This is a genomic window from Falsiroseomonas sp. (assembly GCF_051859025.1).
Classification (GTDB): domain Bacteria; phylum Pseudomonadota; class Alphaproteobacteria; order Acetobacterales; family Acetobacteraceae; genus Falsiroseomonas.
In genome coordinates, this window is the sequence record NZ_JBHYGL010000011.1 from 1 (window position 1) to 24,059 (window position 24,059).

17 protein-coding genes are annotated in these 24,059 nt (G+C 71.6%); 5 read left to right on the forward strand and 12 right to left on the reverse strand.

What is annotated here, in order from left to right:
* Positions 1-82 precede the first annotated feature (82 nt).
* The 7 genes from bcsD to ACTIE5_RS11510 form a co-directional block, all read right to left on the reverse strand.
* Complete coding sequence (bcsD, locus tag ACTIE5_RS11480; RefSeq protein ID WP_439549836.1) at positions 83-562, reverse strand: cellulose biosynthesis protein BcsD; 480 nt, start codon at positions 560-562, stop codon at positions 83-85.
* A 13-nt stretch (positions 563-575) separates the two neighbouring features.
* Positions 576-4,529 (reverse strand): cellulose synthase subunit BcsC-related outer membrane protein, encoded by a 3,954-nt coding sequence (locus tag ACTIE5_RS11485; RefSeq protein WP_439549837.1) that lies wholly within the window; start codon positions 4,527-4,529, stop codon positions 576-578.
* The gene (bcsA, locus tag ACTIE5_RS11490; RefSeq protein ID WP_439549838.1) at positions 4,526-9,355 is read right to left on the reverse strand and encodes a UDP-forming cellulose synthase catalytic subunit; all 4,830 of its coding nucleotides are present in this window, start codon (positions 9,353-9,355) and stop codon (positions 4,526-4,528) included. Before bcsA ends, ACTIE5_RS11485 begins: the two co-directional genes overlap by 4 nt.
* Positions 9,352-10,152, reverse strand: a complete 801-nt coding sequence (locus ACTIE5_RS11495) for a cellulose synthase operon protein YhjQ/BcsQ (RefSeq protein ID WP_439549839.1) — start codon at positions 10,150-10,152, stop codon at positions 9,352-9,354. Before ACTIE5_RS11495 ends, bcsA begins: the two co-directional genes overlap by 4 nt.
* Before the next feature lie 19 nt (positions 10,153-10,171).
* Entirely contained in the window at positions 10,172-11,278 is a 1,107-nt protein-coding gene (locus ACTIE5_RS11500; RefSeq protein ID WP_439549840.1) for a hypothetical protein, read from the reverse strand.
* Between the two features lie 97 nt (positions 11,279-11,375).
* The gene (locus tag ACTIE5_RS11505; protein WP_439549841.1) at positions 11,376-12,443 is read right to left on the reverse strand and encodes a glycosyl hydrolase family 8; all 1,068 of its coding nucleotides are present in this window, start codon (positions 12,441-12,443) and stop codon (positions 11,376-11,378) included.
* Between the two features lie 126 nt (positions 12,444-12,569).
* A complete protein-coding gene (locus ACTIE5_RS11510; RefSeq protein ID WP_439549842.1) occupies positions 12,570-14,351 on the reverse strand; it encodes an aminopeptidase P family protein in 1,782 nt (593 codons plus the stop codon).
* A gap of 178 nt (positions 14,352-14,529) precedes the next feature.
* Between ACTIE5_RS11510 and ACTIE5_RS11515 the strand changes: the two genes are divergently transcribed.
* Positions 14,530-14,928, forward strand: a complete 399-nt coding sequence (locus tag ACTIE5_RS11515) for a DUF1127 domain-containing protein (protein ID WP_439549843.1) — start codon at positions 14,530-14,532, stop codon at positions 14,926-14,928.
* 167 nt (positions 14,929-15,095) lie between these two features.
* Here ACTIE5_RS11515 and ACTIE5_RS11520 read toward each other — a convergent pair whose 3' ends face one another.
* The 3 genes from ACTIE5_RS11520 to ACTIE5_RS11530 are packed head-to-tail and all read right to left on the reverse strand — an operon-like array spanning position 15,096 to position 18,690.
* Positions 15,096-16,016, reverse strand: a complete 921-nt coding sequence (locus ACTIE5_RS11520; RefSeq protein ID WP_439549844.1) for a 50S ribosomal protein L11 methyltransferase — start codon at positions 16,014-16,016, stop codon at positions 15,096-15,098.
* Positions 16,016-18,241 (reverse strand): ATP-dependent helicase, encoded by a 2,226-nt coding sequence (locus ACTIE5_RS11525; RefSeq protein ID WP_439549845.1) that lies wholly within the window; start codon positions 18,239-18,241, stop codon positions 16,016-16,018. The genes ACTIE5_RS11520 and ACTIE5_RS11525 overlap by 1 nt, the downstream gene beginning before the upstream one ends.
* Entirely contained in the window at positions 18,232-18,690 is a 459-nt protein-coding gene (locus ACTIE5_RS11530) for a pentapeptide repeat-containing protein (RefSeq protein ID WP_439549846.1), read from the reverse strand. The genes ACTIE5_RS11525 and ACTIE5_RS11530 overlap by 10 nt, the downstream gene beginning before the upstream one ends.
* Positions 18,691-18,714: 24 nt before the next feature.
* On the opposite strand from ACTIE5_RS11530, the gene ACTIE5_RS11535 reads away from it, so the two are divergent.
* Together ACTIE5_RS11535 and ACTIE5_RS11540 are read left to right on the forward strand one after the other, a co-directional pair.
* The gene (locus ACTIE5_RS11535; protein WP_439549847.1) at positions 18,715-19,722 is read left to right on the forward strand and encodes a bile acid:sodium symporter family protein; all 1,008 of its coding nucleotides are present in this window, start codon (positions 18,715-18,717) and stop codon (positions 19,720-19,722) included.
* A 65-nt stretch (positions 19,723-19,787) separates the two neighbouring features.
* Entirely contained in the window at positions 19,788-20,186 is a 399-nt protein-coding gene (locus ACTIE5_RS11540) for a hypothetical protein (protein WP_439549848.1), read from the forward strand.
* Positions 20,187-20,256: 70 nt separating this feature from the next.
* Here the strand turns inward: ACTIE5_RS11540 and ACTIE5_RS11545 are convergent, their stop codons facing one another.
* Both ACTIE5_RS11545 and metF read right to left on the reverse strand, forming a co-directional pair.
* Positions 20,257-21,246, reverse strand: coding sequence for a Bug family tripartite tricarboxylate transporter substrate binding protein (locus ACTIE5_RS11545; RefSeq protein WP_439549849.1), 990 nt, complete (start codon positions 21,244-21,246; stop codon positions 20,257-20,259).
* A gap of 87 nt (positions 21,247-21,333) precedes the next feature.
* Positions 21,334-22,266, reverse strand: coding sequence for a methylenetetrahydrofolate reductase [NAD(P)H] (gene metF / locus ACTIE5_RS11550; RefSeq protein ID WP_439549850.1), 933 nt, complete (start codon positions 22,264-22,266; stop codon positions 21,334-21,336).
* A gap of 211 nt (positions 22,267-22,477) precedes the next feature.
* Between metF and ACTIE5_RS11555 the strand changes: the two genes are divergently transcribed.
* Positions 22,478-23,323: an MlaA family lipoprotein gene (locus tag ACTIE5_RS11555; protein ID WP_439549943.1), complete on the forward strand. Its 846-nt coding sequence runs from the start codon at positions 22,478-22,480 to the stop codon at positions 23,321-23,323.
* A 39-nt stretch (positions 23,324-23,362) separates the two neighbouring features.
* On the forward strand, positions 23,363-24,007 hold the full coding sequence (locus tag ACTIE5_RS11560; protein ID WP_439549851.1) for an MlaC/ttg2D family ABC transporter substrate-binding protein: 645 nt from the start codon (positions 23,363-23,365) through the stop codon (positions 24,005-24,007).
* Positions 24,008-24,059 lie beyond the last annotated feature (52 nt).

The following is a 24,059-nucleotide window of genomic DNA, read 5'->3' on the forward strand; positions in this document are numbered from 1 at the left end:
TTGGAACCCAGCAATTGACGATGGTCCAGGGGGGGCTCCCCCCTGGCGGGAGGGTCAGGGAGGGCAGCGCCCTCCCTGGGCTTCACCCCTTGGCGTAGTGCAGCACCGTCTCCCCCGGCGCGGTGGTCGCGACCACCGCCGCCATCGCCGGATCGGCGCCTGGCTGTTCGGCCATCCAGCCGCTCCAGAGCCCTTCCAGCACCGCGCCGATCCACGCACCCTCCGCATCCGCGCCGGTGCCGATGGACGGCGCGGCCAGGTGGGTGATGACCAGGCGGCGGGCGCCGGTATCCACCGCCAGGCGGCAGAAACCCCATTCGGCGCCGGCCAGCACGTCATTCACCTGGGCTTCGAGTCCGGACAGCGTGTCGCAATGGCGCAGCGGCAGGGATTCGGCCATGCGACGGCCGATGATGTGCATCAGCGATGCGCGGCCGGCCTCGTCCAGATGGGCGTCCAGCGTTTCCACCAGCGCGCGCAGGAAGGCGCGCCACTGGGCGGAGACGCCACGCCGCGCAAGGTAGGCGGCGGTCACGGCATCCGCCGGGGTGTTCTCGGTCATGCGCGCGTCCCGGTCAGCGATCGAAGCGGTAGCGGGCATAGACCAGGCCGCGCGTCTCGCTCCAATCCGCCGCCTGGTCGAAGCGCAGCGCGCCGCCGATGCGGAGCTGCGGCGTCAGCATGTATTCGATGTCGCCCCGCAGCCCGCCCGTCAGGCCGGTCTTGGTCTGGCCGGCATAGAAGGCGTTGATGGAACTGTCCGCCGCCGCCGCCGAGGCCAGCGCACCCTGGCGCGCGGCGTCGTTCGCGAAGACCGGCGTGCGGTCCTCGGTGAAGGTGGTCAGGCCGATTGTCGCGCCGACGCGGTAGGAGAAATCCCCGGACCGGCCGCGATAATCCAGCGGCACGTTGGCGGACATGAAGCTCTGCGGGCTGAAATAGCCGCCATGGCCCAGCGTGAAGAAGCGCAGGTTCTTGTCATAGGCGAAGTAGACAAGGTCGAGGCCGGTGACGAGTTCCTCGTTCGGCCCGCGCCAGAGCGGCGTCTGGAAGCCGGCGCCGGCTTCCATGCGGCTGTTCTCCGCCACGCCGTCGCCGGCGAAGGTGAAGTAGCCGGCGGCGATGTAGAAATTGGTCTCGCCGCTGCTGAACTCGATCTGCGCGCGGCCGCCGGTGCGGACCACGCCGCCCCAGATGGTGCTGGTGACGGGGTCGCGCCGCCCGGCCCAGGACAGCAGCGTGTCCGTCATGGCGCGGCGCTCCGCGGTCAGGCGCAGGCGGACGCCATCCCCGATCTCGGGCGCGATCTCGATCCCGCCGACGTAGTTCTCCTGCAGGAAGCCCATCGGCGTGGTGCCGATATCGACCGTGAAGCCAGGCCGCGCATAGGCGACGCCGAGCGCCACGCCCGACTGGCTCGACCCCGTGCTGCCGGCCTGCGCCGCCTGCTGGGAGGACAGCGTGCCGCTCGGCGCCGGCAGGGTGGAGGCGAAGCCGCCATAGCGGCGCATGGCGCCGAGCTGCGGCGACAGATCCCCGGCATCGAGGCTGACGGCGCTGACGCGGGCGGTCAGCCGCCCGCCAACGCCGGGCATGGCGATGCTGCCTTCGGCGCCGGCATGGCTTTCGTTCAGCTTGTCGATGCCCCCGTCGCCGGACCGCACGCGCATGCCGAGGGCCGGGTTGATGCGGGGTGCCGCTTCCTCCCGCACCTCGGCCAGCTGGCGCGTGATCTCGTTCAGCAGCGGGTCGGGCGGCTGGGCGGTCTGGTTGGGCAGCTGCGCCTGGGCGAATTGCAGCCCCGGCATGCCCGGTGACCGGGTGGCCGGCGCCAGGCCCTGGCTGGCCTGCATCATCTGCAGCTGCGCGGGCGAGAGGTCCTGCCCGGCCAGCGGCGTGCGGCGGAAGGGGTTCTCATAGCCCGGCGTGGCGCGGGCTTGCGGCACCGTCGCCTGCGGCAGGACGCCGCCGGTGATGATGCTGGGGGGCTGGACGTCCATGCCGATCTGCTGCCGGCGCAGCTGCGCCGCCTGCTGCAGCGCGGTCTGCGCACGGCGCTGGTCGCCCCAGGCGCGGGCCAGGCGCGCTTCCATCAGCGGGATGCGCGCATCGTTCGGCATCAGCGCGCGGCCTTCGCTGATCAGCGCCTCCGCCTTCGCCCAGTCCCGCGCCGCGACGGCGGCATCGAGGGAGGCGGTGCGGGCATCCGTATCCCGCGGGTTGCGGGACAGCACGGCATCGGCGATACGCCCGGCCTGCTCATGGTCCCGCGCGCCCTGATACAGGCGCGCCAGCGCCAGATTGGCGGCGGGGTTGGCGGGATCGTTCTGGAGGGTGGGCACCAGCACGTCGAAGGCCGAGGCGCGGTCGCCGCGGGCGGCCAGCTGGTCCGAGGCGCGGATGGACAGGCCGGAGGACAGGCCGCTCGCGACGCGGCGCTGTTCGGCGGTCAGCCGGTTCGGGTCGATCTGGGTGGCGCGCTGCGCCGCTTCCTGGTCCAGCCCCGCTTCCATCAGCGCGCCGGCGGCGGCCAATTGGGTGGAGGGCTGCTGGGCGCGGGCGTTCACGGCATAGAGCCGCGCGGCTTCCTGCGCGCCGCGCGGATCGTTCATCGCGTTCAGCGCGCGGACCACGGCGGGGCCCATTTCGCCGCTCGGGTCGGGGCGGGACGCCATGGCCAGCAATTGCTGGCGGGCTTCCTGGCGGCGGCCCTGCGTGGCCAGCGCCGCGGCCGCGGCCACCTGCGCCTGGACACGGGAGGAGGTGATCATCCGCGTCTGGTCCGGCGTGCGGACATTGGCGGGGATGCGTTCCAGCAGCCGCACCGCTTCCGCCGGGTGCGACTGTTCGCTGGCGAAGATGGCGGCGGCGTGGATCGTGTCCGGCGTCGCGCGGCTGGCGACGCTGCCATCGATCAGCGCGCGGGCATCGCCCCCATGCCCGCTGCGGGCCAGCAGGCGGGCGAGGTCGAGCCTCGGCCAGGGGTTGGAGGGGTCGTTCTGCACGGCCGCGCGCAGCAGGGCGGCGGCGGCGGCGGGGTCGTCCGTCCGCTGCGCCTCGGCCCGCAGCGCATCGGCGCGGACCTGGGGCGCGTTGGTGCCGCCGATGCGGCGGTAGACTTCCTCGGCCTCGTTGAACTTGCCCTGGGCCTGGAGCGAATTGGCCAGGCCCGACATGGCCGCGCCGAAATTGCCGCGCCGGGCGAGTGCCGCGCGGTAGCGCTGTTCCGCCAGGCCGGCATTGCCCTGGCGCAGCGCGATGTCGCCCAGCAGCGCCTCGGCATCCGGGCGGTCGCCGCCATTGCGCGCGGTGATGCGCGCCAGCAGCGCCTCGGCCTGGGAGAAATTGCCGGCATCGACCAGGTTGCGCGCGGCCTGGATATCCGGCCCCGGCGCGCCACCGCCGCCGCCGCCCGGGCCACCCGGCCCGCCGCGCTGGGATGCGCCCTGCAGCGCCCGTTCCCAGGAGGCGCGGCGGGAGGGATCGGCCTCCATCGCCGCCATCAGCAGCCGCCGCGCATCGGCCTGGCGGCCCTGGCGCAGCCGGATCAGGCCGAGCCCGCCGAGGCCATCGGCATCGTTCGGATCGAGCGCGAGGACGGCGTTGAAATTCTCCTCTGCCTGCCGCAGCCGGTTGCCGTTGAAGTTCCGCCAGCCGGTGACGCGGTTCATGCCGATGTCGTCGGCGGCGGCCTGCGGCGGGTTCCGGGCCAGTTCCAGGCGACGCTGGATCTCGGCATCGTCCGGGAATTGCTGGAGGTAGCCTTCCAGCGGCCGCACCGCCTCCGGCCCCTCGCCCAGCCAGGTCAGGGCCTGGCGCCAGGCGGCGGAGGCGCTCTGCTGGTTGTCGCCCTGGCCGGAGAGGCGGCGGAGCTGGTCGATGCCCTGGGCGCGCGTCTCCTCCCGGTAGGTCAGGATCTGCGCGTTGGCGAGCTGGATGGCGACGTTGCTGGGCGCGCGGCGGGCCAGCGCGCCCATGCCGTCGCGCGCCTCCCGCCACCCGGCCTCGGTGCCGGCCAGGGTCTGGTAGTATTCCAGCGCGAAGGTGTCGGGGATGGGGGCGCCGGCGAAGATCTGGCGGTAGCGTTCCACCGCTTCCGCGTTCCGGCCCGCCGCGGCCAGCTGCCGCGCCTGCGCCAGCGCCGCGGCATCCACGGTGGAGGTGCGGACGGCGGCATCGGCCTGCATGGTGCGCGGATCGGCCGGCGCGGTGGCGCGCAGCCGGGCCAGCGCATCCTGCGCCTGGGCGGTGTTGCCGAGCTGGGCCTGCGCCTCCGCGATGCCGGACAGGGCATCGGCGTTGCGCGCATCCACCTGCAGCACGCGTTCCAGGGTGCGGATCACCTGGTCCGGCCGGTTCTGCAGCTTCCAGTAATTGGCCTGGTCCAGCAGCGCGGCCACGCCGCGTTCCTGGCCCAAGGCGGGGCCGATGGCGGGCGGCATGGCCAGCGACGCGGCGACCAGCGCCGTGCCCAACAGGCTGGTGCGCAGGCCTGTGCGCAGGCTGGGGGGGGTTCGCAGGGACATCATGTCGTGCGGGTCCGGAGGCGGATGGCAGCGCGGCGGCGCAGCGCCCAATAGGCGGGGATGGCGACGATGGCACAGGACGCGACCAGCAGCAGCAGCAGCAGGTCGGGCCTGGTGGACATGAAATACTGCGGCCAGACATGCGGCGGCAGGGTGCCCACCGTGTAGTGGCCGCCCAGCGAGAAGCTGCTGATCCGCCCGCCGCTGAGGATGGCGAGGTCGCCCTGGATGCGGGGCGATTGCTCCGGGTCACGCAGCGCGGCCAGCATCATCTCCAGCCCCTGCGGCGTGGTGCCGGTCAGCGCCACGACGGAACGGCCGGACCGCAGCGGGCTTTCGAAGCCCATGAGGATGCCGAGGCCATCGCCGGTCGAGGTCAGCAGGGCGGAGGCCTGTTCACGCGCAACCCGGGGTTCATCGCCCAGGAACAGGTTGCGGAAGCTTTCCATCGTGTCGGGCAGCGCGACGGACAGGCGGTTGCCGTCCAGCTTCACCGGCCCGTCTTCCCGCAGCAGCGTGTTCAGCGCGGGCTGGCGGCCGAGCGTGCCGATCACCAGCAGGTCCCGCGCCGCGACGGCTTCCATGCCGCCGGGCCGCACCACCTCCATCCCCGTGGCGGGATGGCCGACATGGGACGCCAGGCGCCCGACCAGGGTGAGGAAGGAGGACAGCTCCACCGGGTTCGGCCGTTCCGGCAGCACCGCGGCGGTGTCGCTGAAATTGGCCATGCGCGTGTAGGGGAAGCCCGACCCCGCGAAGAAGGCGAGGTTCGGGAGCGTGGTGAAGCGGTAGGCGTCCGTCAGGTCGATCGTGCTGTCCGGATCGATGGAGGCACGCACATCCGCCGGCACCGCCACGCAGTCGCCGCGGTGCATCGGCCGCATGTCGAAGCGCAGCTGCAATTCGTTCATGCCGAAGACGAGGTAGGCGGGCAGGCCGAAGCGGGAGCTCTGCCGGTCTGCCTGGCCGATCTGGCGGCTCAGCAGGTTGATGGGCCAGGGCGCTTCCGGCGGGCTGAGCGGCAGGCTGCGCAGGTAGATGTCGTTCAGCGCGACATCGAGGCGCGAGACCGCGACATCCATGATCGGGCCGGGGGGCGAGCGGTAGTGGAGTTCGACCGGCAGCGGCCGGCCGCGCCAGGTGTAGAGGTCGGGCGCCGTGCGGAAGGGCAGCGCGATCGGGCCCGGCGCATAGCCATAGGCCTGCAATTCGCTGGGGTCGACCAGTTCGCCGAAGCGGACGGGGCGGTCGCTGCGGATCCAGCGCGGTGCGTCATAGGGCTGGCGCGCGGGAAGCGTGATGGGCTGCACCACCGCGACTTCCCCGGCCAGGGCTTCCTTGCTGCCGGCCAGCACCGTCGCGGCCTGCGCGGCCTCGGCGCCCGTGCGGCCGCCGACGATCAGCAGCAGGCTGTAGGGGTCCGAGGGATGCGGCACGAGCGCGAGCGTCGGGCCATCGAAGCGCGGCAGGGCCATGCCCGCGATCTGCTCATTCCCCGCGGCGATCACCACGGTGTTGCCGCGCGGCGGCAGCTGGAAGGAGACGGGGAAGCTGGCGCCGCGGTAATCCGCCTGCACTGCGAACCAGGAGGCGACGGAGGCCGCGGCCTTCAGCGAATCATTGCCCGCGCCTTCGGAGACGACGACCGGCAGGATCAGCGGTTCGCGCAGCAGGCGCGGGTCGAAGAAGGGCTCCGGCAGGCGCGCCAGGTCACGCTGCAGGGGCAGGCGTTCCAGCGTGACCTGCAGGGTCGAGAGGTCGGAGACATTCGCCCAGAGCAGGCCGGAAAGCGGGTCGTTGCATTCCACCGTGTAGCGGCCGGTGAAGCGGAAGTTCAGCCGGTTCAGGTCGGCGAAGAAGACCGGGTTGATCGGGAATTCCAGCGGGCCGAAGGCCGGGCGGTTGCGATCGGGGTTGATGACGCCGACGAACTGCTCGTTCAGCGACATCGCGATCTGGCTGTATTCCGGGATGAGCGCCGGGCTGGTCGCGCCCTGGAGGACCAGGCGCGCGCCCGTCACCACCTCATCGCCCCGGACGCCGAACAGCACGCCCTGGAGGTCGGAGGTGCCGCGCATCTGCATCGGCGCGCGCAGGCCGAGCTGGCGCAGCGTCCGCGTCTCGGTGCGGGAGGAACCGTCGCTGGTGGGGGAGCCGAAGCTGCCCACCATCGGCACGCCGCCGAGGAAGCCGGGCTGCGCCGCGGGCAGCGGCCCGCCGGAGAGAGGGGCCTGGCCTGCCCCTTGGGGCGTGGAGAGCAGCCCGCCACCGAGGGCGGGCGGCGGCGGCGCGAAGCCGCCGGAGGTCGGTGCCGGGCTCGCGGCCGGGGCGGCGAAAGGGGACCCCGCGCCGGGCGAGAGCGGCTGGCCAGCCGAGGGAGCGCCGAAATTGCCCGTGCTCGCCGGCGCGCCGAAGGTGCCGGTGCCCGGGGATTGCGGCGGCAGGTTCAGCGGCAGGCCCTGCGGGCCGGGCTGCAGGGCGGCGGGCGGCGGTGGCGCGCCGCGCAGGTTCACCTGCGCGGTGGCGATGCCGGGCGCGCCCAGCGCCAGCATCAGCGCGATGGCGGCGGCGCGACGGATGCTGCTCTCCCCGCGCGGGCGGCGCGTGGGGGCGGGCGGTGTCGCGTCCTCCCCGGCCACCAAGGTGTCGGCGCCTTCCGAACCCGGCGGCGGCACGATCCGCACCGTGGGCTTGGCGCGCTTGCCGCGGCGCACGAAGAAGGAGAACTGGCTGTCGCCACGGAACAGGCCGCCGATCGAGCGGGCAACCTCCGCCAGGCTGCGGAGAGGCTTGTCTTCTCGCACGTCGTCCCAATCCACCCAGGCATCCGCGCGGCCCAGGACGGCGCGGACGATATTGCCTTCGTCATGCAGCGTCTGCGCCGCGAAGCGCACCTGCAGACGTCCTTCGGTCCAGCGGAGGATCTCCGCCGGGATCGCCACCCATTCGGGGCCGACATCGAGTTCCAGCGTCACCGCCGCGTCGTCCGCCACGTCTTCCGGCCGATCGACCGTCACCGCCGCGCCGCCGAGCGAGAGGTCCATCGTCTCGCCCTCAAGCACCCGCCCATCGGCCAGCACGACATTGGCCGCGACCACGGCGCCGACGCGCGCGCGTTCGCGCACCTGCCGTCGTTCCCGGCCGACGGCGAGGCCGGCGAGCACGACGACGAAGGACAGCAGCGCCCAGATGAAGTTCAGCGCGAAGGCCTGGAAATCCAGGCTCTCCACCGGGTTCGTGGTCAGGCCGTAGATGCCGGACAGCAGCCCCGCGATCAGCGCCAGCGTCAGCACCATGTTGGGGCCGACCGCGCGCAGGTCGAAGAAGCCTTCCTGCAGCGTGCCGCCCTTGTCGGTCACGTTGAACTTGCCCTTCTTCGGGTCGAGCAGCGTCGCGAGCATGACGGGGATCAGGTAGAGCGCCAGCACCGTCTCATAGATCTCGGACCAGAAGCTGTGGCGAACATGGCCTGAAAGACGGCTCGTGGCCCCGACCGAATGCAGGATGTGCGGCCCGGCATAGGCCAGGATGGCCAGCGGGCTGGCCGCGATGATGCTCTCCCCGAACAGCAGGAAGGCGAGCGGCGCCGTCAGGAAGACGAAGCGCGGCAGCGGGAACAGGAAGTGGAACTGCGACATGAAGTAGCAGCAGCGCTGGGCGAAGCGGAGGCCCTCCGCCGTCATCGGGTTCTCGATCCGCAGGATCTGGATCATGCCCCGGCCCCAGCGCATGCGCTGGCCGATATGCAGCATGAGGCGTTCGGTCGCGAGGCCGGCGGCGAGCGGGATGCGGAGATAGGCCGTGCGCCAGCCGCGCCGCTGCATCTTGAGGGAGCAGTGGCAGTCTTCCGTCACCGTCACGGTCGGCACGCCGCCCACTTCCTCCAGCGCCTCGCGCCGGATGACGGCGCAGGAGCCGCAGAAGAAGGCGGCGTTCCAGAGGTCATTCCCCTGCTGCACCAGCCCGTAGAACAGCAGCCCTTCATTGGGGACGCGCTGGCCGGAAGCCAGGTTCCGCTCGAACGGATCGGGCGAATAGAAATGGTGCGGCGTCTGCACCATGGCGAGGTCGCGGTCCCGCAGCAGCCAGCCGACGGTCAGCTGCAGGAAGGCGCGCGTGGCCACGTGGTCGCAATCGAAGATCGCGATGTATTCGCCGGTCGTGTTCTTCAGCGCGGCATTGATGTTGCCGGCCTTGGCGCCCTTGTTGTCGGCGCGGATGACGTAGTTGCAGCCGACCTGTTCGCAGAAGCGGCGGAATTCGTCGCGCCGCCCGTCATCCAGCAGGAAGACGTTCATCTTGTGGCGCGGCCAGTCCATGGCCAGCGCGCCGTAGATGGCGGGCTTCACCACCTCCAGCGGCTCGTTGTAGCTCGGGATGAAGACGTCGATGGTCGGCCATTCCTCCGGGTCTTCCGGCATGGGGACCGGCTTGCGGTCCAGCGGCCAGATCACCTGGAGATAGGCGAGCAGCATGGTGGAGATGGCGTAGACTTCCGCCAGCAGCAGCCCGGTGCCGAGGAAGGTCTGGGAGAAGCTGGTGAATTCCAGCTTGTCGACCAGCCGCCAATGGATGTAGCGGAGCGAGACGAGGACGGAGACGAGGACGATGAAGATTGTCATCCCCCGCCCGGGGATGCGGTCCGCCACCAGGTACAGCAGGAAGCCGGCGATCGCGAGCCAGGCCTGTTGTTCCGCATCCAGCGGCGCCACGATGAAGGTCGTCCCGATCAGGGCGGCCAGCACCATGATAGGCAGGGAGATCCACGGGCGCCCCCAGATGCCGCCCCGGAAGGCGCGGCCGTGGCGCAGCGCGTGGCTGAAACTCATCGGGCGCCCCAGCCGAGGCCGAAGCTCTCCGGCGCATGCGGCAACGCGGCCTCGATCGCGCGGGCGATGCCGCGGATGTCTTCCGCGGCGCGCGAGTCGGGCGCGATCTCCTGCACCAGCTTCTGCATGGCCAGCGCCTCGGCCAGCGTCTCATCCCGGCTGACGGCGCCGAGCAGGCGCGGGCCGAGGTGACGGGCCACCGCATCGGCCGCGGCGCGGGAGAGGCGGGAGTTCAAATCCACCTCGTTCAGCACCACGCGCAACCGCCCTGCGAACAGCGCGGCCATGGTGCCCGAGCCGAGGAAGCGGCCGCTGTCGATGTCCGGGATCAGCGCGGCGCTGATCGCTTCCGCCTGCAGCACCGCGATCACCATGGACGCCATGGGCACCAGCACCGCCAGCGCATGGGAAGGGCCGGGGGAGGTGTCGGCGATGACGGTCAGGCCGGGATCGGCCAGGATGGCGCGCAAGGGTGCCGCCAGCAGGTCCGGGTCCCTTTCCAGCGCCGCGGCCAGGCCCAGCGCGCCGCGCAGTTCCATGGCGCCATGCGGCAGGACCATGACGCCGGACGGCGTCTCCCGCACGCAGGAACGCCAGTCCGGCCGGCGGGGCAGGTCCGCGGTGAAGCCGCCCATGTCGCTCAGCGGCACGCCGAAATGCAGGCGCAGCGTGTTCTGCGGGTCGAAATCCATGACCAGCACGCGGCGACCATCGCGCTGCAGCGCATCGGCCATGTTGGCGGCCAGGGTCGTCTTGCCGACGCCGCCCTTGGGAGAGGCAAAGCAGATCAGGGGCATGGGCGAAGAAAGCCTCCGGTCAATTCGTTGGCCGGTCTGCGCGCGCAGGGCGGCGCATAGCGGAATAGGCGTCGGGGGAGCCGGCGGGGCCGGCCGCCAGCAGGCGGAACAGGTCGGGCAGCGCCATCTCGACCTCCGCCGCCGGCACCAGGGCCGAACGGGCGCGGAGGGCGGGGATGGCATAGGGCGGTGGGACGGCGTCCCGGCGGGCGGGCATAGCACCGGCCATCCCATTGGGCATCCCATGGGACATCCCGCCGGGCAGGTCCAGCGCCTCGATCAGCGGAAACAGGCTGCGCGGCGACTCGGCCGGCGCGGCGCTGCCCCCGGCGGCGGTGGACAGGGCGGCCAGGGTGGTCAGGCCGGTGCGGGGCGGCGGTGGCAGCGGCGCCACCATGTCGGCCGCGCGCAGCAGCGTCATCGCCTCCACGCCCGGCCTGGCGCCAGGCGGCGGCGACGGGGCCGGCGCGGGCATGGGGGTGGGCGCGGGCATGGGGGTGGGCGGGGCGATGACGGGCGCGGGTGGGGCCGGTTCAGGCGCGGCGGGCGTCCAGCCCGGCGCGGCCGCGGGCGCGATCGGCGATGCCGCGACCGGCATCGGCGCCTGCGGTTCAGGCAGCGGCGGCAGGGCGCGCAAGGGCGGCAGGGGCGGCAATTCAGCGCGCGGGGCCGGGGCGGGCGGCGGCGTCCAGGCGTGCTCGGCCGGCAAGGGGGGCGGCAAGGGCGGCAGGGCGGCGTTGGCCCAGGACGGCGCCTGCGGTTCGGCGCGCCCCGCGGAGTCGGGCACGGCTTGCTGAACCGCTTCCTGCGGCGGGTCCGGCCAGGCGGGGGCGGGCGGCGCACCCCAGGACGGGGCGGCAGGCTCCGGCCAGGACGGCGCCGGCGGGGGCTCGGCCCAGGCCGTCGGGGCGGCCTCCACGGGCGGGGGCTGCCAGGGCTCGGCGGGGGGAAGTCCTTGTTCCTGCGGCGTTTCCGCCGCCTGCGTCATGGCGCCGAGCAGGGAATACCCATCCGGTTCAGGCGCGGGCAGCGGCGTCCTGACCGGTTCGTTTCCGAAACTACGATACCGGATGGCCGGGGCGCGCAACGCGGCAGCCACCCGTGCCACATCAGTATCCTGCGCCATATGCAATGAACCCCCGATTGCAATGCAACATGCCGTGCCCAGGCGGTTAAGGGAATAGCCAATCCCCGTTTCCAAAGCATCGGCAACTTTTACTCTTTCACGAATCTCTCCAAGCGAGACGCGCGAGGAGGGTCAGCACGGCTGAATAATAGTCCCTGGCTTCGTCCACGGTGGGCAGGATCGGAAAAGGCGTCGCCATGCCCCCCTGCCGGGCGGTCGCCACCAGGACGATCGCCCGGATGCCCGGAGAGGCCGCGTAGGGGGAGACACTGTCGGAGCTGAGATCCGCCCAGGCCGGCAGGCGGGCATGCTGCGGGTCGAGCCAGAAGCGCACCGCGCTGGCCACCGCCGGTTCCCGCCCCAGCCCCGCCCAGGCCAGGTAGAGCGGCACCCGCACCGCATCATAGGAGAAGCGGGCCGGCCAGCCCGGGGCCGGCGCGGGCCGCCCACCGGCGCGCGGCAGCGCCACCCAGTCCGGCGGCAGGCCCCAGCGGCCGAAGCGCGCCCGGCGCAGCATGGACAGCCCATCCGCCGCCAGCCGCAGCCAGATCGGGTCCGGCACCGCCTGCGCCAGCGCCCGCATGGCCGGGAAGGCGTAGTAGGAGGGGTTGAGCACGACATGGTCGCGCTGCTCGAACCCCGCCGCGCCGGGCAGCAGCACCGTCTCCTCCCCCACCTGGCGCACCAGCAGGCGGAGGATGTCGCGGGCGATCGCCACGCCCTGCCCGCCATAGTCGCCATCCGGCCAGCGCTGCGCGGCCCGCAGCAGCGCCCAGGCGATCATCAGGTCGCCATCGGTGGCGTTGTTGGGGTCATCGACCAGGCCGCCGGCCCCCTCCGGCCGCCAGCGCCAGGAGGACAGCGCATCGCCGCGCCGCGCCAGCGTCCGCCGCGTCCAGCCCCACATCCGGTCGAAGGCGTCGCGGTCATGCGCGCGCTCGGCGCAGAGCAGGCCCCAGCCCTGGCCCTCGCTGTGGGAGATGCCGCCATTGCCGCCATCCACCACCCTGCCATCCGGCTCCAGGAAGCGCGTGCAGAAGGCCTGCCATTCGGCGGCCTCCAGCGCCCGCATCGCAGCGTTGGCGCCCCCCGCGGCGGGGACCGCCAAAGCGGGGGCCGCGAGGGTCAGGAGGACGGTCCGGCGACGGAGATAGGGGCTTGGCATGGGCTCCAGGGTCGCAGCGGCAGGTGAAGCGGAAGTTGACCGCCTTATTCAACAACTTTTTTCACCGCCACGCCAGAAAATACCCGCATAGGTTGAAATCCAGCCGCCATCGACTCGTTCCGCATCTCACATCAAGGGCGCGCAGGCGGCCTCCAGCCAGGCCCGCTCCGCCGCGGGCAGCAGGGGGCCGACCTCCGCCAGCACCCCTGCGTGGTAGGCATCGATCTGCGCGCGCTCGGCCGGCGCCAGCAGCGGCAGGGCCACCAGGCGGCGGTCATAGGGGGCGAGGGTCAGCGTCTCGAAGCCCAGGAATGGCTTCACCTGGCCGGGCAGCGGGGCCGCGGGCTGGACGAGGAGCAGGTTCTCGATCCGGATGCCGTAGGCGCCGGGCAGGTAGAAGCCGGGTTCGTTGGACAGCACCATGCCCGGCGCCAGCGGCACCGGCTTCGCCGCGCGGCTGATGCCGGCCGGACCCTCATGCACCGACAGGAAACTGCCGACGCCATGGCCGGTGCCATGGTCGTAGTCGAGCCCCACCAGCCAGAGCGGCCGCCGCGCGAGCGCATCGAGATGCGGGCCCGCGATGCCCTCGGGGAAGCGCAGCGCGGAGAGCGCCAGATGGCCCTGCAACACCCTTGTATAGCGTTCGCGAAGTTCGTCCGGCGGATCGCCGGGCCCGGTCCAGAGGGTGCGGGTGACATCCGTGGTGCCGTCCCGGTACTGGGCGCCGCTGTCGATCAGATAGACCTCGTCCGCGCGGATCGCGCGGTCCGTCGCGGGAGTGGCGCGGTAGTGGATGATGGCGCCGTGCTCCCCGGCGCCGCTGATGGCGGGGAAGCTTTCCGCCACGAAATGCGCGCCTTCCGCCCGCAAGGCCAGCAGGCGGGCGGCGGCGGACATCTCCGTCAGCCCGCCGGCCGGCGCGGCCTGCGCGAACCAGGCGAGGAATCGGGCCAGCGCCACGGCATCGCGGCGATGGGCGGCGCGGGCGCCGTCCTGTTCCACCGCATTCTTGCGGGCACGGGGCAGGCGGCAGGGATCCTCCCCCACCTCCGGCGTCGCGCCGGCGTCCCGCAGCGCCTGGCCGAACCAGGCGGGGGTCAGGTCCGGGTCCAGCCGCACCTTGCGGCCGGCCAGCGCGGCCAGGCGTTGCGGCAGGCTGGTCGGCGGATGCAGCGCGACCTGGTTGCCGAGATGGGCGCGGAGGGCGGCGTCGGCGCGGGCGGGGTCCAGGAACAGTTGCACCCGGCCATCCTCCTCCAGGATCGCGACGGCCAGCGCCAGCGGCGTATGGGCCAGGTCGCTGCCGCGGATGTTCAGCAGCCAGGCGACCGAATGGGCATCCGCCAGCACCGCGGCGCCCTGCCCTGCCGCGCGCAGGGTGGCGGCGGCCTCCGCCCGCTTGGCGGCGGCCTCCATCCCCGCGAAGGCGATGGGGTGGGGGATGGCGGGGGCGGTGGGCGGGGCCGGGCGATCGGTCCAGATGGCATCGACCGGGTTGGCTGAGAGCGGCACCAGCGTGACGCCGGCCTGGGCCAGCCGGTCCAGCGCCGATTCCGCGTGCAGCCAGGGATCGTAGCCGATGCGGGCAGAGGGCGCCTCCGCCTTCAGGACGGCGGCGGGGGGCTGGTCGATGAGGTGGCGGAACTCCCAGAGGCTGCCATCCACCTCCTGCCGCGCCTGGGTGGTGTAGCGGCCATCGATGAAGAGGAAGGCGCGGTCCCGCAGCACCAAGGCGAGGCCGGCGGAACCGCTGAAGCCGGTGAGCCAGGCCAGGCGCTCCGCCGAGGGGGGCACGTATTCGCCGAGGAAGGCGTCGGCGCGCGGGACCAGCACGCCATCGACGCCGATTGCGTCGAAACGGGCACGGAGGACGGCGAGGCGGGTGTGGGGGGCGGGTTGCGTCACGGGATGTGTTACCGAAGCTCTAACGTTGAAACATAAGTCCACAGGATTTCATGCGCACAACGCATGGCTAGGCTGTTGCCTCACCGCATCACCTGTGGCGGCGAAACACCTATGTTGCACCTGCGAAGCGCGGCCAGGGACAGAACATTCCCCGGCGCGCACCACAACAGAGGTCATCATGAACGCCCGCATCCCCGAGGAACAGGTTGGCCTGTTCCCCCACGCCGCCACCACCCGCATGACGCGCGAGACCGAGCTCGAAGCGATCCGCTTCGCCGCCATGCGCGCGCGGGACGAGGCCATCGCCGCCGGCGTGCGCAAGCTCTTCTCCGCCATCGGCCGCGGCCTGGTCTTCGCCGCCGAGGCGATGCGCGCCTGGCCGGAGCGCCGCCGGACCTATGAGAACCTGCGCGCCCTGACGGATCGCGAGCTGGCCGATATCGGCCTGACCCGCAGCGACATCTTCCGCGTGTTCGAACCCGACTTCAGCGCGAACCAGCCGCGCCCGGCGAACGGCCTGGCGCCGCGCCCCGCCAATGGCAACCTCGCCGTTTCCGGCAAGGCGCTCGCGGCCTGAGTTACCCACCGGGGACCCCGGCGGGTCCCGAGCCTGAGTTACCCACCGGGGACCCTGACGGGTCCCCAGCCTGAGTTACCCACCGGGGACCCTGAGGGTCCCCGGGCGGAAGCACGGGGCCGGTTTCCCCAGGGGAATACCCAGGGAAGCCGGCCCCGCTGCATGATTCAGCGCCTGCGCAGAACCAGCGTCGTCCAGGCGCCCTGCGGCAGCATCCGTTCCAGCACCATGCCGCGCCGGCGATGCGCCGCCAGCACCATCCGCGCCTGGGTGCCGAGCAGCCCCGCCAGGATCGCCGTGCCCCCCGGCGCCAGGCCGACCGACATCGCGCAGGCCATGGAACAGAGCGGCCGCGCCAGGATATTGGCGAAGACCACATCGTAGCGCCGCCCGGCCTTCACATGCCGGTCCCGCCACCCATCGGCCAGCCGCGCGCGAACCAGACGACCCACGCCATTCATCCGCGCATTGTCATGCGCCACGCGGACCGACCAGGGTTCGATATCCGTCGCCAGCACCGGCCGCTTCAGCCGCTTGGCCGCAGCCATGGCGAGGATGCCGGACCCGGTGCCGAGGTCGAGCAGCCGCCGCTTCGGCCGCCGGTCCCGCGCCACCTTCTCGAAGGCGATCAGGCAGCCGCGGGTTGAATTATGCTCGCCCGAGCCGAAGGCGATGCCCGCATCCAAGGTCAGCACGGTGCGGCCATAGAGGCGCCGGGGTGGCACATGGGTCGGCCGCACCAGCACATCGCCGCCGATCGGCATTTCCTCGAAGGAGGAGAGCGTGCGCGCCAGCCAGCCCTCGGCCTCCACCGGCGCCACCTGCAATTCGGGCTGTTCGATGCCGGCCATGAGGGAAGCGAGCGCCAGCGCGCCCGCGAATTCGCCATCCGCCGCGCCCTGGGGGCGCACCCCCTCCACCCGCCAGCTATCGGTCGGGTCGTCCTTGAACAGGGCGACGGACCGGCAGTGGGTCAGGAAGGCGGCCTCGAAGGCCGGGACGGCGTCTTCCGGCAGCCCGTCCATCCAGATGGATTCCAGCGGATCGGCGCGCCGGTCCCGCTGCATCGAATACGTGTCACGCACCATCAGACGTCGCTTGCCTTCTGCACGAACCGGTCCAGCACCCGCTTTTCCCCGGCATGGTCGAATTCGATGTCGAGGCGATCATCCTGCACCGCGACGACGGTGCCGTAGCCGAATTTCTGATGGAACACCCGCTCCCCCTTCGCGATTCCCGAAGCCGGGGCGGGGCGTTCCTTCACCTCCCAGGCGCCGGCCTCGATCACGCGCGGGCGGCGCGCCATCAGCCCCTGCCCGCCGGCGAAGACCGAGGGCGTATCCGCCATCCGGTGCTGGCGCATCTGGGAAGCGCCCTCGCGCTGGATGGCATCCGCCGGCAATTCATCGAGGAAGCGCGACGGCAGGGACGACGTCCAATTGCCGTAGATCCGGCGATTGGCGGCGTGGCTGATCACCGCGGTCTTCCGCGCGCGGGTGATGCCCACGTAAGCCAGGCGCCGCTCCTCCTCGAGCGACTTCTCCCCGCCTTCGTCCATGCTGCGCTGGGAGGGAAACAGCCCTTCCTCCCAGCCCGGCAGGAAGACGGTATCGAATTCCAACCCCTTGGCGGCGTGCAGGGTCATCAACTGGATGCGTTCCTGCTCCGCGTTCTCATCCGTCTCCATCACCAGCGCGACGTGGTCGAGGAAGCCGGCCAGCGACGGGTAGTCCCCCATCGCGCGGATCAGCTCCTTGAGGTTGTCGAGCCGGCCGGGTGCTTCCGGGCTGCGGTCGAGCTTCCACATCTCCGTGTAGCCGCTTTCGTCCAGCACGGTGGCGGCGGCCACGACATGGCCTTCCTTCTCATTCACCGCGCGCCAGCGGGCGAAGCCGCGCATCAATTCCCGCAGGGCGGTGCGGGGCTTGGGCTTCAGCGCATCCGTTTCCGTGATGCGTTCCGCCGCCATGGACAACGGAATGGCCTGCGCCCGCGCGAGGTCGTGGATGGCGCGGAGGCCACTGTCGCCAAGCCCGCGCTTCGGCGTGTTCACGATACGCTCGAAGGCCAGGTCGTCCGCGGGCTGCTGGACGATGCGGAGATAGGCCATGGCGTCGCGGATTTCCGCGCGCTCATAGAATTTCAGCCCGCCGACGACGCGGTAGGGCAGGCCGAGGGTGATGAGCCGTTCCTCGAAGCTGCGGGTCTGGAAACCCGCGCGCACCAGGATGGCGATTTCCGACAGCGGGTGGCCGGACCGGCGCGCGGCCTCGATCCGGTCGCCGACCATGCGCGCCTCATCCTCGCTGTCCCACAGCGAGACGACGCGCACCTTGTCGCCGGAGGCATCGTTGCGGCCGGAGCGGAGTGTCTTGCCGAGCCGGCCCGTGTTGCGCGCGATGAGGCCCGCGGCGGCGGCGAGGATCGGCTTCGTCGAACGGTAGTTGGATTCCAGCCGCACGATCCGCGCGCCGGGAAAATCCTTCTCAAACCGGAGGATGTTCTCGATCTCCGCGCCGCGCCAGGAATAGATCGACTGGTCGTCATCGCCGACGCAGCAGATGTTTCGCCTGTTGGGGTCCTCGTGCTGGGCGAGAAGGCGCAGCCAGAGATACTGCACCAGGTTGGTGTCCTGGTATTCGTCCACCAGGATGTAGCGGAAGCTGCGGTGGTAATCCGCCAGCACATCGGGGCGCGTGCGCAGGATTTCCGTGACGTGCAGCAGAAGATCGCCGAAATCGGCGGCGTTCAGTTCCAGCAGGCGCCGCTGATAGGCCGCATAGATCTCACTCGCGCGGTTGTTGGCGAAATCGCTGTCCTCGGCGGCAGTGATGCGCGCCGGCGTCAGGCCGCGATCCTTCCAGCGCTGGATCACCGCCATCATCCCCGGCGCGGGCCAGCGCTTGCTGTCGATATTCGCCGCCGCCATCACCTGCTTCAGCAGGCGCATCTGGTCATCGGCATCGAGGATGGTGAAGTTCGTGCGCAGCCCGATGAGTTCGGCATGCCGCCGCAGCATCCGCGCGCAGAGTGCATGGAAGGTGCCGAGCCAGAGACCCTCGACAGGTCGCCCGATGATGGCGGCGACCCTCTCCCGCATCTCCTTCGCCGCCTTGTTGGTGAAGGTGACGGACAGCACCTCCCACGGGCGGGCCTTGCCGGTCATCAGCAGGTGGGCGAAGCGGGTGGTCAGCACGCGGGTCTTGCCGGTGCCCGCGCCGGCCAGGACCAGCAGCGGGCCGTCCAGGGCCTCCACCGCCTCCCGCTGCTCCGGGTTGAGGCGGGTGATGTAGTCGGGTGCGCCTACTGACATGTGCCGATGCTTCCCGTGGCGCAGAGGCGCTGGCCATCCGTCCAGCGCGCCCCGTCCAGGATCGCGCCGGAGAAATCGGCCCCGGTCAGATCCGCGCCCGTGAGGTCCGCGCCCGTCAAATCCGCGCGGAACAGGCGGGCGCGGCGCATGTCGGCGCGCACCAGGATGGCGCCGCGCAGGATGGCGCGGGTGAAATCGGCCTCCCGCAGCGTCGCTTCCGTCATGTCCGCGCCGGTGAGGTCCGCGGAGAGGAAGCGCCCATCGGTGGCGTCCACGCCCACCATCTTCGCCTGCATGAGCTTCGCCCGCTGGAGCGAGGAGTCGCGCAGATGCCCGCGGCTGAGGTCCACCCCCGTCAGGTCCCGCCCATCCAGCAGGCAGCGTCGCCAGACCACCTCCGGCGCCGCCGGGGAGGTGCAGGCCGCGAGGGCCGGGGCCGCGAACAGCATCGCGGCGAGGATGAGCGGAGGGAGATGACGGGGTTGCACACCCAGGATATAGAACACGGAGCGAACAACTCCAACCGCCAGGCCGTGCGCACACTCCTCGCCCCCTTCGAATGGTCGGCCCGGCATGGCGGTGCGCTGCTGGGCTTCGGCGTCTTCGCCGGCGTGATCTTCCCGCCGCTGGCCGCCGCGACGCGCGACCTGGTCTCCCCCAGCGTGTTCTGCCTGATGACGCTGGTGATGCTGCGCGTCGATTTCGTGCAGGTGCTGGGCTACCTGCGGCGCCCGCTGATGGTGGCGGGGCTGCTGGTGTGGGTGCTGCTGGCCTGCCCGCTGATCGTCTTCGCCATCACGCGGCTGGTCGGGCTGGACGGGGCGCTGGGTGCCGCGGTCGTGATCATGGCGACGGGCTGCGCGGCCACCTCCTCCCCCGCCTTCGCGCGCCTGGTCGGGCTGGATGGGGAGATCGCGCTGGTCGTCTCCGTCCTGTCCACGCTGCTGGTGCCCTTCATCGCGCCGCCTCTGGCACTCGGGCTGCTGGGGATCGACCTGGCGATCTCGCTATCGTCGCTGATGGGCCGGCTGGCGCTAGTGGTGGGGCTGCCGCTGCTGCTGTCCCTGGTGATCCGCCGCCTGGCGGGGCCGGCGCGGCTGGAACGCACCGGGCGCGCGGTGGATGGCGCGGTGGTGCTGCTGGTCGTGCTCTACGGCTTCGGCGTGATGGACGGCATGCAGGCGAAGATCCTGGCGGAACCGCTCTGGGTCGCGGGCGGCGTCGCGCTGGCCTTCGCCGGCAATTTCGGGCTGAACATCCTGACGGCACTCGCCATGCGGCCGGTGGCGGGGACGCGCATCGCGCTGTCGGCCGGGCTGCTGTCCGGCAACCGCAACATGGCGCTGTATATCGCGGTGCTGCCGGCGGCGACGGATCCACGCATCCTGCTGTTCTTCGCGCTCTGCCAATTCCCGCTGTTCCTCAGCCCCTTCCTGCTGCGCCCGGTCTATGACGCGCTGCGGGCACGCGGCGTCCGCTGAAGGGCGTTCACAGCCCGCGCCAGGCCGGTCTAGGCTTGCCACAACACCGAGGAAGCGACGCGCCCATGGCCTGGCCCAACCCCACCCGCCCCGGCGAACCCGCCGACGCCAACCGCCCCTGGCACTGGGTGGCGCGCAGCGACGACACCAGCCGGGTGCCGCTGCCCATCGGCTGGAACGGGGCGATGCGGGCCTGGATGGTGTGGGACGGCAGCACCGTCTCCGCCGCCGAGGCCGCGCAACGCTTCACCTATCTCGGCCCCTGCCTGACGCCGGAGGAGACGAAGGCGGCGCAGGCCGCCAGCGCGGAGCCACGGGGCCTTGCGGCTCTCGCCGCCTCCGCCACACCGCCGCCACCGCCGGCGATGATCTACAAGAAGGACGCGGTGCGGGTGCACCTGCTGATCTTCGCGGGGACGCTGTTCGCGACTCTGTTCCTGGCGGAGAAGGTGGTTCGCTGGTGACTCCCGGGGAAGGCGCTGCCTTCCCCGGACCCCATCCACGAGGGCGGAGACCCCCCTGGACCGTTTTCGGTCAGCCTGCGTTCTGCGGCTGGACGCCGGCGGCGCGGGCGGCGGCGCCCCATTTCTCCATCTCCGCCTGGACGAAACTGCGGGTGTCGTCGGGGTTGGAGACGACCACCTCCGCGCCCAGGGTCCGGTGCCGCGCCACCACATCAGGGCGCTGCACGGCGGCGGTGATCTCCCGGTGCAGACGGTCCAGCACGGCGGCAGGCAGGTTGGCGGGGCCCATCACCATGCCCCAGGTCGAAGCCTCGAACCCCGCCACGCTCTCGCCCAGCGTCGGCACATCGGGCAGCTGGGGCGCCCGGGTGGCCCCCGTGGTGGCCAGCGCCTTCAGCGTGCCGGCCTGGATATGCGGCAGCGCGGCCGGGACGGTATCGAACATGATGTCCACCCGGCCCGCGATCAGGTCCGGATGCGCCTGGGTCGATCCGCGATAGGGGACATAGGTCATCTCGATCCCCGTCCGCTGGCCGAACAGCACCGGCGCCAGCCGCACCACGCCGCCCGTGCCGGCGAAGGTCACATGCCCGGCCGGGTTGCGCTTCGCATGGGCCACCAGCTCCGCCGGGGTCGAGGGACCGAAGCCGCGGGCCGCACAGAGCACCAGCGGCGTCCTGGTCGTCAGGGTGATGAAGGTGAAATCCCGCATCGTGTCGAAGGGCAGCCGGTAGAAGGCCGCGTTGACGGGATGGCCGACGGACACCAGGGCAAGGGTGTGCCCATCGGCCGGGGACCGCGCCACGGCCTCCGTCCCGATCACGCCATCGGCACCGGCCCGGTTCTCCACCGGCACCGGCACGCCCATGGCAGCGGACATGGGGTCCGCGATCAGTCTGGCGGTGATGTCGGACACACCGCCCGGCGTATAGGGCACGACGATGCGGACAGGTCGGGTGGGAAAGGCCTGGGCGCGGGCGACGGTGCTGCCGAGGCCCAGCATGGGGGCAGCCAGGGCGGGCGCGGCCAGCAAAGCCGCGCGGCGGGTGAACAGGGTCATGGGGCGCTTCCTCCTCCGGTCTTACGCCGGTCCAGCCATGCTGGACCCGGCGGCAAACCAGGGGAAGGCCGTTCGGCCCCCGCGGGGTCAGGCTGCCTTGGGACGTGCCCCGAGCAGATGCGCGATGGCGTAGGTCAGGTCCGCGCGGTTCAGCGTGTAGAAGTGGAATTCGTCCACCCCGTTCGCCTGCAGCAGCCGCACCTGTTCGGCGGCGATGGCGGCGGAGACCATCCGCCGCGTATCCGCATCCTCGTCCAGCCCCTCGAACAGCTTGCCCATCCAGGCGGGGACGGAGGCGCCGCACATCGCGCTGAACTTCTTCACCTGGGAGAAATTAGACACCGGCAGGATGCCCGGGACGATGGGCACCGTGATGCCGGCGGCCGCGCACCGATCGATGAAGCGGAGGTAGATGTCCGTGTCGAAGAAGTACTGGGTGATCGCGCGGGTCGCGCCGGCATCGATCTTGCGCTTCAGGAAATCGAGGTCCGCATCGGCGGAGGTCGCGGCGGGATGAGTTTCCGGATAGGCGCCGACGCTGATGTCGAAATCACCGATGCGGCGCAGGCCCCGCACCAAATCCTCGGCCTGCGCATAGCCGCCGGGGTGCGGCGTGTACTGGCTGGCGCCGGCCGGCGGGTCGCCGCGCAGCGCTACGATGTGGCGGACGCCGGCTTCCAGGTAGCCGCGCGCGACCTCATCCACCTCGGCCTGGGTGGCGCCGACGCAGGTCAGGTGGGCGGCCGGGGTCAGGCTGGTTTCGCGGGCCAGCCGGGCCACCGTCTCATGCGTCCGGGTCCGGGTGGTGCCGCCGGCGCCGTAGGTGACGGAAACAAAGCGGGGCCCCAGCGGCTCCAGCCGCCGGATAGCGGCCCAGAGCGATTGTTCCAGGGCCTCGTTCTTGGGCGGGAAGAATTCGAAGGACAGCTGCGGGGGCGGCATCTCGCTCGGCACGGGAAGGCCGGCCACGCGGGGGCCGGTCAGCCAACGCTGCAGGGTGCCGGGATAGGCCTGGTCCATCGGTCCGTTCTCTCGCCTGCCGGTGACGGGCCGCCGCGCCGGGGGGCGGGAACCCGAGGTTGATATGACTGTTCGTAACTTCGGCGGCACCGTTGTTCCGTTGGCCGCCCGCGCCGCATATAAGGAAGACCCTGCGGGCCGGGAAGGGCTGGCCCGCACGGGGAGGTTGTGCCCCCCCCTTCAGCCCTTCGGAGGTCTATCGTTGAGCCGCATGACGCCCCCCCGCCAGAGCCTGACGGCGAAGCGCCTTGCCGTGCCCGTGCTGGCGCTCGGGCTAGCCCTCGGCCTTTCCGCCTGCGCCACGCGCCCCAACCCCGCGGATACTGAAGCCGTGGCGGAGTTCAATGCCAACAACGATCCGCTGGAGCCGCTGAACCGCGGCGCCTATTTCGTGCATGACGGCATCGATACCCTGGTGCTGCGCCCGGCGGCGGAGATCTATCGCGTCTTCCTGCCGCCCGAACTGCGCGCCGCCATCCGCAACGTGCTGGCGAACCTCCGCACCCCCGTCATCCTGGTGAACGACCTGCTGCAGGGGGACACCCAGCGCGCCGCCACCACCATGGGGCGGTTCCTGGTGAACACCACGGTCGGCATCGGCGGCATCTTCGACCGCGCCACGGATTTCGGCCTGCTCGGCCATACCGAGGATTTCGGCCAGACGCTCGCCGTCTGGGGCGCGCCGGAAGGCCCCTACCTCTTCATCCCCGTGCTCGGCCCGTCCAACCCGCGGGACCTGGTGGGCACCGGCGTCGATACCGCCTTCCACCCCCTGACCTGGACCGGCAATGCCGGGGAGACGGTCGAAGCCATCACCATCACCCGCACCGCGCTCACCGCCCTCGATATCCGTGAAGGCCTGATCGAGACGGTGGACCAGGTGAAGGCGGGCTCACTCGATCCTTACGCCACGATCCGCAGCGCCTATCGCCAGCGCCGCGTTGTGGAGATCCGCAACCAGGGCGGCGCCCCTGCCGCGGCGCGCGGGACCGGCTTCGGGGTCGGGACCGGCGTGCCACAGCAAGGCGGCACGGGCGTGTCGCAGCAGCCGCGCTGACGCGGCCTGGCTGCCCCCGCCCTGGGTGCCTCTGAACAGATGGACCGCATGATGCACAGCCTCGACCGCCGCAGCCTGCTGATCGCCGCCGCCGGCCTGGCCCTGATGGGCCGGGCCGCCCATGCCCAGCAGATCGATACCGCCCGCGCCACCGCCTTCATCCAGCAGACTGGCGAGGAGCTGGTGACCGCCATCAACGCCGCCGGGGCCCCGGTCGCCCAGCGGCGCGAGAGGGTGGCAGCCGTGCTGCGCCGCGCGGTGGATGTGGAAGGCGTCGGCCGCTTCATCCTCGGCCGCTTCTGGCGCAGCGCCAATGCCGAACAGCAGGCCGAATACCTGAAGCTGTTCGAGGAGATCCTGATCCGCAACCTCTCCGCCCGCTTCGGCGAATACCAGGGGGTGCGCTTCTCCCTCGGCCGCAGCCAGGCGCGGACCGAGGAAGACGTGCTGGTCAACACCGTTGTCGAACGCCCCGGCACCGCGGCCTTCGGCCTCGACTGGCGCGTGGCGGAAGTGGGCGGCGTGCCGCGCGTGGTGGATGTGATCGCGGAAGGCACCAGCCTGCGCCTGACCACGCGCAGCGAATACAGCAGCGTCATCAGCCGCAATGGCGGCAATGTCGGCAGCCTGCTGACGGCGATGCGCCAGCAGATCCAGCAGCTGGCCGCCCGCGAAGGGGGCTGAACCTTTTCAGACCCTCAGGCGCCGGGCGCGGCCTCCGGCCGCTTGGCTCGCC